11 protein-coding genes and 1 pseudogene are annotated in these 9,757 nt (G+C 62.1%); all 12 read left to right on the top strand.

Annotation, left to right across the window (positions count from 1 at the left end):
• Positions 1-565: pseudogene (locus ACKODO_RS15670) on the top strand (signal recognition particle protein); the annotation flags it as partial.
• On the top strand, positions 562-819 hold the full coding sequence (locus ACKODO_RS15665; protein WP_408984377.1) for a hypothetical protein: 258 nt from the start codon (positions 562-564) through the stop codon (positions 817-819). The pseudogene ACKODO_RS15670 and the gene ACKODO_RS15665, both read left to right, overlap by 4 nt.
• A 386-nt stretch (positions 820-1,205) precedes the next feature.
• Positions 1,206-1,553, top strand: coding sequence for a 30S ribosomal protein S16 (rpsP, locus tag ACKODO_RS15660; RefSeq protein ID WP_408984376.1), 348 nt, complete (start codon positions 1,206-1,208; stop codon positions 1,551-1,553).
• Positions 1,554-1,707: 154 nt separating this feature from the next.
• Entirely contained in the window at positions 1,708-2,286 is a 579-nt protein-coding gene (rimM, locus tag ACKODO_RS15655) for a ribosome maturation factor RimM (RefSeq protein ID WP_408984375.1), read from the top strand.
• Positions 2,283-2,936 carry an HAD family hydrolase gene (locus ACKODO_RS15650; RefSeq protein ID WP_408984374.1) on the top strand — a complete coding sequence of 218 codons (654 nt, stop codon included), beginning with the start codon at positions 2,283-2,285 and terminating at the stop codon, positions 2,934-2,936. Before rimM ends, ACKODO_RS15650 begins: the two co-directional genes overlap by 4 nt.
• 3 nt (positions 2,937-2,939) lie before the next feature.
• Complete coding sequence (gene trmD, locus ACKODO_RS15645) at positions 2,940-3,641, top strand: tRNA (guanosine(37)-N1)-methyltransferase TrmD (RefSeq protein ID WP_408984373.1); 702 nt, start codon at positions 2,940-2,942, stop codon at positions 3,639-3,641.
• A 98-nt stretch (positions 3,642-3,739) separates the two neighbouring features.
• On the top strand, positions 3,740-4,114 hold the full coding sequence (rplS, locus tag ACKODO_RS15640) for a 50S ribosomal protein L19 (protein WP_408984372.1): 375 nt from the start codon (positions 3,740-3,742) through the stop codon (positions 4,112-4,114).
• A gap of 193 nt (positions 4,115-4,307) precedes the next feature.
• Positions 4,308-4,451, top strand: coding sequence for a hypothetical protein (locus ACKODO_RS15635; protein ID WP_408984371.1), 144 nt, complete (start codon positions 4,308-4,310; stop codon positions 4,449-4,451).
• Positions 4,452-4,547: 96 nt separating this feature from the next.
• On the top strand, positions 4,548-5,915 hold the full coding sequence (hmgA, locus tag ACKODO_RS15630; RefSeq protein ID WP_408984370.1) for a homogentisate 1,2-dioxygenase: 1,368 nt from the start codon (positions 4,548-4,550) through the stop codon (positions 5,913-5,915).
• A 100-nt stretch (positions 5,916-6,015) separates the two neighbouring features.
• Positions 6,016-6,891, top strand: coding sequence for an SIS domain-containing protein (locus ACKODO_RS15625; RefSeq protein WP_408984369.1), 876 nt, complete (start codon positions 6,016-6,018; stop codon positions 6,889-6,891).
• Positions 6,892-7,026: 135 nt separating this feature from the next.
• Complete coding sequence (gene zwf / locus ACKODO_RS15620) at positions 7,027-8,517, top strand: glucose-6-phosphate dehydrogenase (protein ID WP_408984368.1); 1,491 nt, start codon at positions 7,027-7,029, stop codon at positions 8,515-8,517.
• Positions 8,518-8,526: 9 nt separating this feature from the next.
• Positions 8,527-9,216 (top strand): 6-phosphogluconolactonase, encoded by a 690-nt coding sequence (gene pgl, locus ACKODO_RS15615; protein ID WP_408984367.1) that lies wholly within the window; start codon positions 8,527-8,529, stop codon positions 9,214-9,216.
• The last annotated feature ends 541 nt before the right edge of the window (positions 9,217-9,757 follow it).

Here is a 9,757-nt window from a genome sequence, read left to right as displayed (position 1 = left end):
GCAGATGGAAAAGCTCGGGGGCCTCGGCGGCCTCATGGGCATGCTGCCGGGCGTCGCCAAGGTGAAAGACCAGATGGCGAGCGCCGGTGTGAATGACCGGATGATCGCCCGGCAGGTGGCCATCATCAACTCGATGACGCCGGAGGAGCGCCGCAACCCGGATCTGTTGAAAAACTCCCGCAAGAAGCGCATCGCGGCTGGTTCCGGCACATCCGCCGAGGAGATCAACAAGCTCATCAAGATGCATCGCGGCATGGCCGACATGATGAAGCAGGTCGGCAAGGGCGGGCGCGGGCCGATGGCCGGCCTCGCCAACATGTTCGGGCTTGGTGGGGGTTTTCCGGGCGGCGGCGTGCCGGATCTCTCGAAGCTGCCCCCGCCGGATGCGGGCGGCGTTTCGCCCGATGCGCTCGCCGAAGCGCAGAAGAAGCTCGAGCAGATGCAGGGTTCCGGCGGCAAGCTTCCGGGTCTCCCCGGCCTCGGCAAGCCCGGCCTTCCGGGTCTCGGCGGTGGCGGCGGCCTGCCCGGCCTCGGCGGCTTCAACCCGTTCGGGAGGAAGAAGTGATCCCCGAACGTATTCCACTGTCCGTTCCGATGGCTATTTTGCTTTTTTTTGGCTGTTTATTCCTTTTAGTTGGAGTAACAAAAGGGATCACATTTCAATGGGATATAGGAAATTTCGCGGTTGGACTTGGCACTTTGTCGTTAGCTTATGCAACTATTGTTGCAGTTAAGGCAGAGAAAGAAAGCAAGTTGAAAGAACTAGAGCGCGTTAGTCGTGTAAAGATTGCAGAATTTCGCATGAAATGGGTCGAATAAATTCGACATGAGGCCGCTCTTTATTTATCTCTGTCGATTGACATACCCGCAAGTTCAGTTTTTAAACCTTGGGACGATAGTAATTTTGATTTCTATCATAAAAAATAGTGGAATATGATAATCTTAAATATAAAATATTTATGAGATTAAACAAAAATGAATCTATACATAAGGAAATAATTGAAAACATGGAAGAATGCAGGGAATCTGTTATAAAATATAGCAAATCAAATAATGGAAAAGTTAAAACGGAAGAAATGAAAAAGGCACAATCTGAGCGAATGGAAAAGATAAGATTGTGCGTTCACCAACTATCCGACCTATTTCATTCGGTGGAAAAATTCGAATGGAACCGAGTGAAAAACGAAATCGAAGGAACCTGAACCATGTCTCTCAAAATCCGTCTCGCCCGTGGTGGCTCGAAGAAGCGCCCGGTCTATCGCATCGTGATCGCCGATGCCCGTTCCCCGCGCGATGGCCGCTTCATCGAGAAGATAGGCACCTACAACCCGATGCTCGCCAAGGATTCGGAGAGCCGCGTGGTGCTCGATCTCGAAGCCGCGAAGAACTGGATCGCCAAGGGCGCCCAGCCGACCGATCGCGTGCTCCGCTTCCTCGATGCCGCCGGCATCGTGAAGCGCGCCCCGCGCAACAACCCGGAAAAGGCCGTGCCGGGCGACAAGGCCAAGGAACGCGCCGCGAAGAAGGCCGAGAAGGCCGGCGAAGCCGCGTAAGCATTCACGCGCGAGGCGTCTTGGCCGGACTTGTTCCGGCCATTCCCGTCTTGTCATGCGTTCGTTCAAAGTCGTGGATGCCCGGGAGCAGACAACGTGAGGCAGCCTGCCTGAAGTTGGCTGCCGGCCCGGGCATGACGCGTTCGAGGCTCGGATGAAAAAGCCCAAGGCACCGCCCGCGATTCCCCCGCCCGAAAGGCGGCTCGTCGTCGCGACCATCGGTGCGCCGCATGGAGTCAGGGGCGAATGCCGCGTGAAGAGCCACACGGCCGACCCCTTGGCCATCGGCGATTACGGCCCGCTCTTCCTGCCGGACGGGCGCGCGCTGGAGATCATCGACGGGCGGCCGCTGAAGGACGACATGCTCGTCGTGCGCTTCAAGGGCCTCGCGGATCGCGACGCCGTGAAGGCGCTCACTGGCCAGAATCTCGTGATCGACCGCGACAACCTGCCGGACACGGAGGAGGAGGACGAGTTCTACCACGCCGATCTCCTTGGCCTGCCGGTGACGGATGGCGAGGGGAACGCGATCGGCACGATCCTCGAGATCCACAATCACGGCGCCGGCGATCTGCTGGTCATCCGCCCGGTCGCGGGTGGGGCGACCCTGCTCCTGCCTTTCACGAAGATCGCTGTGCCGGTGCTGGACGTGCCGGGCCGGCGCGTGGTGATCGACCCGGCTTTCCTTGCGGGGCCGGAAAAGCCGCCCGACAATCCGGAGCAGGACGCATGACGAAGCCCATTCGCGGCCTCATCTTCGATATGGATGGCACGCTGGTCGACAACATGCGCTTCCATGACGATTCCTGGGAAAAATGGCATGCCGATCTCGGCCTGCCCTTCGATCGCGCGGGTTTCTTCGGCAGAACCGCAGGGCGTTCCGGGCCGGAGATCATCGGCGAGATGTTCCCGGGCAAGTCGCGCGCGGAACTGATTGCGCTGGAAGACGCGAAGGAAGTGATTTACCGCGCGCTCTATCACCCGCATCTTGCACCGATGGCCGGCTTGCTGCCGCTGCTCGATCAGGCGGATGCCCACGGGTTGCCGATGGCCGTGGGCACGGCGGCACCGCCGGGCAATGTCGATTTCACGCTGGATGGCCTCGGTTTGCGTCATCGCTTCCGCACGATTGTCTCGCCCTCGCAGGGCTTTCGGGGCAAGCCGCATCCGGACATGTTCCTCGCCGCCGCCGAGCGGATGGGGGTGCCCCCGGAAGAATGCCTCGTCTTCGAGGATGCGCCTTTGGGCGTGGAAGCCGCGCGCCGCGCCGGCATGCGCGCGGTGGTGCTGTTGACGACGGCGCCGGCCGAGACCTTCGCGCATTTCGCCCACGTGATCGCGCTCGCGCCGGATTTCGCGAGCCTCGATCTCACCTTCGGCTGAGCGATGGCCTTCGCCGCAACCGTGCTGACCCTGATGCCAGAAATGTTTCCGGGCACGCTTGGGCATTCGCTGGCGGGCGAGGCCTTGGCAACTGGAAAATGGTCGCTTCAGGTGAAGGATATCCGCGATCACGGTCGCGGGAAGCATCGCGCGGTGGATGATACGCCGGCCGGTGGCGGGCCGGGCATGGTGATCCGCGCGGACGTGCTGGCGGAGGCGATCGATGCCGTGGTTCCGGCGGATGATCCGCGCCCGCGTTTCCTGCTCTCGCCGCGGGGCCGGGTCTTCGATCAGGCCCTGGCGCGGGAACTCGCGAACGGGCCGGGGGCGGTGTTTGTTTGCGGGCGGTTCGAGGGCGTGGATGAGCGCGTGATCGAGGCGCGCGGCCTCACGGAACTATCCATCGGCGATTATGTGCTCTCGGGCGGCGAAGTTGCGGCCCAGGTTGTGCTCGATGCGATCATCCGTCTGCTGCCGGGCGTGATGGGCGGCGAGGGCTCGGATATCGAGGAGAGCCACGAGGATGGCCTTCTGGAATATCCGCATTACACGCGCCCCCGCGATTTCGAGGGGCGGAGCATCCCCGAAGTGCTCACTTCGGGCAATCATGCCTCCATCGTCCAATGGCGGCGGGCCGAGGCGGAAATGCTCACGAAAGCGCGCCGGCCGGATCTCTTCGCGCGAAAATTTCCGCCCAAGGGGTGACAAAGCCGCAGCCTTGCTTTATGCGCCGATCCTCAACTCAGAACAGCGTCCCGAAACGCTTGGCCATCAGAGCCAAAACCGGAAAAAGGTTCCCGACCATGGATATTCTCGCTCAACTCGATCAAGAAGAAGCCGCCCGCGTTCTCGGCGAAAAGAAGATTCCTGAATTCCGCCCCGGCGACACCGTCATCGTCAACGTGAAGGTGAAGGAAGGTGACCGCACCCGCGTGCAGGCCTATGAAGGCGTGTGCATCGCGCGTTCCGGCGGGGGCTTCCAGGAGAGCTTCACGGTCCGCAAGATTTCCTATGGCGAAGGCGTGGAACGTGTGTTCCCGGTCTATTCGCCGAACATCGACTCGATCAAGGTTGTCCGCAAGGGCAAGGTGCGCCGCGCGAAGCTCTATTACCTGCGCGATCGCCGCGGCAAGTCGGCCCGCATCGCCGAGCGCGTCGAGCCCCGCAACCAGGGCTGAGGCCCGGAATTCAGACAGATATTGAGGCGGCCTCCGTGCCGCCTTTTTTGTTGCCGAAAATCCCAATGATGAACTGCCGCTTCTGGTTTCGGCCTCTCCCGCGTTAGAGCGGATTCCGATCTGACTGGATCAGGACATCCGCTCTAATTCCTTATTGTTTCACGCATTTTCTTCGACCAACCGGGAGGGAGCGATGGCCCCCGAGAAGACACAGGTGCCGGAGGAGGTCATCCGGCTCTATGATCGCTTCACGCATGGCGGCATGGATCGCCGCGCCTTCATGGAGCAGCTCACGCAGATCGCGGGCTCGACGGCCGCGGCGCCGGCTGCGGGATGAGGCCATATAGTTTCATCTGAAACTAATTCTTGCCCCTGCCTCCAAATTCTGGCATGAACCGTTGCAAGATTCCGAACAGCATCGGGAGTAATCGGGATGAACAGGCCTGTGCAGTTTTCACCGCTTGCCGGCGCCAGAACCACGTTTGAGGGCTCGCTCGCCTATATGTCGGGCTTCGGCAATTCCTTCGAGACGGAAGCTTTGCCGAATGCCCTGCCTGTGGGGCGCAACTCGCCGCAGAAATGCAATTACGGCCTCTATGCGGAGCAGCTTTCGGGCTCGCCCTTCACCGCGCCACGCGCCACGAACGAGCGTTCCTGGCTCTATCGCATCCAGCCGGGCGTGAAGCATCAGGGCCGCTATCGCAAGGTGGGCGGCGGGCTGATCCGCACCGCGCCGAACCGCGAGGAATCCTCGCTGCCGATCGGCCAGATGCGATGGATGCCGGCGCCGATTCCCGGCGAGAAGCTCACCTTCCTCACCGGTATGCGCACCATGACCACCGCCGGCGATGCCGAGGGGCAGGCCGGCATGGCTGCGCATATCGTGCTCATAACCGCCTCGATGACGGATGAGTATTTCTTCAATGCCGATGGCGAGCTGATGATCGTGGCCCAGCAGGGACGCCTGCGTTTTCCCACCGAATTCGGCGTGATCGAGATCGAGCCGGGCGAGATCTGCATCATTCCGCGCGGTGTGATCTTCCGCTGCGAACTCGTGGATGGCCCGGCGCGGGCCTATATCTGCGAGAATTACGGCGGGGCCTTCACGTTGCCCGAGCGCGGGCCGATCGGCGCGAATTGTCTTGCCAATGCCCGCGATTTCCTCGTGCCTGCGGCCTCCTACGAGGACAAGCCGGGCAAGGCTTTGCTCTTTGTGAAGTGGTGCGGCGAGATGTTCGCGACCGAGCTTGAGGCCTCGCCCCTCGATGTCGTGGCGTGGCACGGCAATTACTATCCCTACAAATATGATCTCCGCCGCTTCTCGCCGGTGGGAGCGATTTCCTACGACCACCCCGATCCCTCGATCTTCACGGTGCTCACCTCGCCCTCCGGCGAAGTCGGCACGGCGAACATCGATTTCGTGATCTTCCCCGAGCGCTGGATGGTGGCCGAGAACACCTTCCGCCCGCCCTGGTATCACCGGAACATCATGAGCGAATTCATGGGCCTGATTTACGGGGTCTATGATGCGAAGCCCGAGGGTTTCCTGCCGGGCGGAGCAAGCCTCCACAACATGATGCTGCCGCACGGGCCGGATACGCCGGCTTTCGAGCATGCCTCCAATGAACCGATGGTGCCGAAGAAGCTCACGGGCACCATGGCCTTCATGTGGGAGACGCGGCTTCCCCAGCGGCTCACGAAATTCGCAAGCGAGGAGGCGCCGATCGACCAGAGCTATCTCGGCTGCTGGAGCGGGCTGAAGCGGCGGTTCGATCCCTCCACGCCGGAGCCGAAATGGTGAGAAGCTCTCGGATGAGGGTGTAGGAAAACGACGAAACCCGGCTTGGCTGCGAAAGTTTCCCCCCGTAATCTTGCGCGAAGGCGCCTCGAGGGGAAACAGGATGAGCGAAACCGGCAGGACGGAAACGGGCAAGACCCTGCTCGTGAGCATCGAGGCTGCGCGTGATCATCTCTCGCGCTCCGAGGCGCGCGTGGCGGATGTCATCCTCAGCGATCCCAACCGCGCGGTGGAAATGTCCATCGCGGCGATTTCGGAAGCGGCGGATGTCAGCGAGCCCACCGTCGCGCGCTTCTGCAAGTCGCTCGGATTTTCGGGCCTGAAGGAATTCAAGCTCCGCCTCGCGCGCAGCCTCGGCGCGGGCATTCCCTTCGTGCATCAGGATGTGAAGCCGGGCGATGATGCCTCGGCCGTGGTCGGCAAGATGCTCGACCGGGCCTCGAGCGCGCTCGCGCGCCTCGCGGAGGAGCTCGATTCCCGGCTGCTCGCCAAGGCTGCGAAGGCGATGGCCGAAGCGCCGCGGCTCGAATTCTACGGGCAGGGGAATTCCGGCATCGTGGCGCTGGATGCCCAGCACAAGTTCTTCCGGCTCGGCATCCCCACGGCCGCCTATTCCGATCCGCATGTGCACGCGATGTCTGCTGCGCTTCTCGGCCCGAAGGATGTGGTGATCGCGATCTCCGCCTCGGGGCGCACGCTGGATCTCATCCGCTCGGTGGAAATCGCGCGCGATGTCGGCGCCACCGTCATCGGGCTCACCACACGCGGCTCGCCGCTTACCAGGCTCTGCGATGTCGCGATCACCACGGATGTCGAGGAGGATGCGGACGTCTATTCGCCCATGCTCTCGCGCCATGTGCATCTCGCGATCATCGACGTGCTCAGCGTGCTGACGGCTCTGGAGCGCGGCGATGCGGGCGTGACGAGCCTTGCGCGGGCCAAGAGGAGCGTGCGGGAGAAGCGCGCCTCCTCCGGATAATCCGGCAAGAGGCAAAATGTAATAAAATTACCATTGTTAGTAGTAAAGCTTCACACTTGTGATGCGGTCAGGTTATAAGGGTCAAACCGGCCCCTGAAGGCCGCGCCGAGCCTGCCGCTGAAGGAATTGCCCGTGATGGTCGAACGTCGTCTCCCCATCCTGCCCGAGCGCACGCCGGTTCCGCTTTTCGATCTCGTTCTGGTGGGCGCGACCGGGGATCTTGCGCTGCGCAAGCTGTTTCCGGCGCTGGCGCGTCGCGCGGCGGAGGGTGTTCTGCCCGAGGGGAGCCGCATTCTCGGAGTCGTGCGCAGCGGCGACAGCCCGGAGGCGCTGAAGGAGCATCTCGGCACGAAACTGCGCGCGCATGGCGTGGCGGATGAAGATGTTCGCCGCCTGTTGCCAATCGTGGAATTCGTGAAGGCCGATATCGCCGATGCCCAAAGCCTTTCCGGCCTCGCCGAGCGCCTCGATGACCCGACCCGTGTTCGCGCATTCTATCTGGCGACCCCGCCGGATCGCTTCATCCCTGCGAGCCGCGCGCTGAAATCGGCCGGTTTGCTCGAAGGAGGCACGCGCCTCGTGCTCGAAAAGCCGCTGGGTCAGGATCTCGCCTCCGCCCGTGCCATCAACGAGGCGGTGGCGGCGGTGCTGCCGGAAAGCCAGACCTACCGCATCGATCATTATCTCGGGAAGGAGACGGTCCAGAACCTGCTCGTCCTGCGCTTTGCGAACACGCTGTTCGAGCGTTCCTGGTCAGAGCGGGATATCGACCATGTGCAGATCACCGTGGCGGAGACAGTGGGGCTGGAGCAGCGGGCCGGCTATTATGACAAGATCGGCGCCTTGCGCGACATGGTGCAGAACCATGTGCTGCAGCTCCTCTGCCTTTTCGCAATCGAGCCGCCGAACACGCTCACGGCCGATGCGATCCGCGACGAGAAACTCCGCGTTCTTCGCGCGCTGAAGCCGATTTCCGGGGCCGATGTGCTGCAGAAGACCGTGCGTGGACAATATATCCGCGGCTCGCTCGATGGTTCGCCGGTTCCGGGCTATGCGGAGGAACTGGGGCGCGAGAGCAGCATCGAGACCTTCGTGGCCCTGCGCTGCGAGTTGGAAACCTGGCGGTGGGCAGGCGTGCCGATCTTCCTGTGCACGGGCAAGCGCATGGGGTCGCGCTATTCGGAAATCGTGGTCACCTTCCGCAAGCTGCCGCATCTCATCTTTCCGGGGCAGGCGGGGGCGGCGGTGGAAGCCAATCGCCTGGTGATCCGCCTGCAGCCGAATGACGGCCTGCAATTGCAGATGATGATGAAGGTGCCGGGATCCGGCCGGCTGAAGCTCGTGCCGCGCGTGCTCGACCTGCGCTACGATACGGCCTTCGACGAGCGCATGCCCGATGCCTATGAGCGCCTGCTGACCGATGTCATCCGAGGCGACCAGACCCTCTTCATGCGCCGTGACGAAGTGGAAGCGGCCTGGTCCTTCATTGATCCGATCGTCGAGGGCTGGAAAGAGCACTATGCCACACCCCACCGCTATGTCGCCGGCACCTCCGGCCCGGCGCAGGCGGTTGCCATCATCGAGCGGGAAGGGCGAAGCTGGAGCGACCCGGAATTGCGGGAGTGAACCTTCGCCATGAGTCGTCATCCGGTCCTGCATCGTCACGCCGATCTTGCGGACGCCTCGCGGGCGCTGGCGGATTGGGTGGCCACCCGCCTGCGATCAGCGCTGGAGCGGCAGGAGCGCGCAAGTGTCGCGCTTCCAGGCGGCTCGACACCCGGGCCGTTCCTGGCAGCCCTGGCTAAGCAGGACTTGCCCTGGAAGCGCATCACGCTGCTGCCCACCGATGAGCGTTTCGTGCCGGCCGATCACCCTCGCTCCAACGAGCGGATGATGCGCGCGGCGCTGGAGCCCGCGCTTCGGGCCGGCGCGGAATGGCTCTCCTTCGCGAGCGTTGAGCCCGGCCTGTCGCCGGAGGCCTTTGCGCAGCAACTGGCGGATCAGGTGGCTCGGCTGCTGCCGCTCGATGTCGTGGTCTGCGGCATGGGCGAGGATGGGCATATCGCCTCGCTTTTCCCCGGTGAGCCGCAGGCGCGGCTCGATCCGAATGTGCCGTGCATCGTTCCCGCCTTTCCGATTGGGCTCGAACCCCGGATTTCTCTTTCGGCGATGGCGCTGCGCGAAGCAGGGGAAGCCGCTCTCCTCTTCTCCGGAAAAGAAAAATCGACTGTATTCGTCGAGGCTGTGCGGCTCGGCGATAAGCCGGTGACGCTGCTTCTCGCCAAACGCAGGCGATTGCATGTCTTCTTTGCCGAAAGAACATGAAACAATCTCAATCCTGAGGCGTGTTGAGAACTTAAAAATAGCTCGTCCGCGTGGACAAACGGGATTGTGGGAAAACGAGATTCCCAAATCAGCTGATGTCTGACTCAATGCTGCTGCCGGGTGCCGCGGAGCGGCATTCGGACGAGAACAATCAAAAAGCTGGCAAAAGAGCCGTCAGGTTCGTCGCTGTCCCGGTAGCCCGCTCGAGAAAAGGCAAGCCGCATCGTCTTCAAGGCACTTAAGGGCCAGCCATCGGGCGATCGACGCTATCCTGCGAACCTGTCCGCGGCATGATCACCTGGCTTTGCGATTCCGGTTCGAGAGCCAACCCACCGCCAGAAACAACGCCGTGGAGAAAACCAGCAGCATGCTCGCTGCTGCCATAATGGTTGGATTGATCTGATTGAGAGCGGCGGTGCAAAATTAGACCACGGTAGCGGCGGGATTATCCCGCTTCGGGCGGCGTAAAAGTCGTCCACCTATTTACCTTCTGCGACGATTGCAGGAGGGCTGGGGATTTACACCGTGGAATTATATCTGA

It is taken from the genome of Rhabdaerophilum sp., assembly GCF_046092605.1.
GTDB lineage: Bacteria > Pseudomonadota > Alphaproteobacteria > Rhizobiales > Beijerinckiaceae > Rhabdaerophilum.
This window is presented reverse-complemented; position numbering and strand designations above follow the sequence as displayed.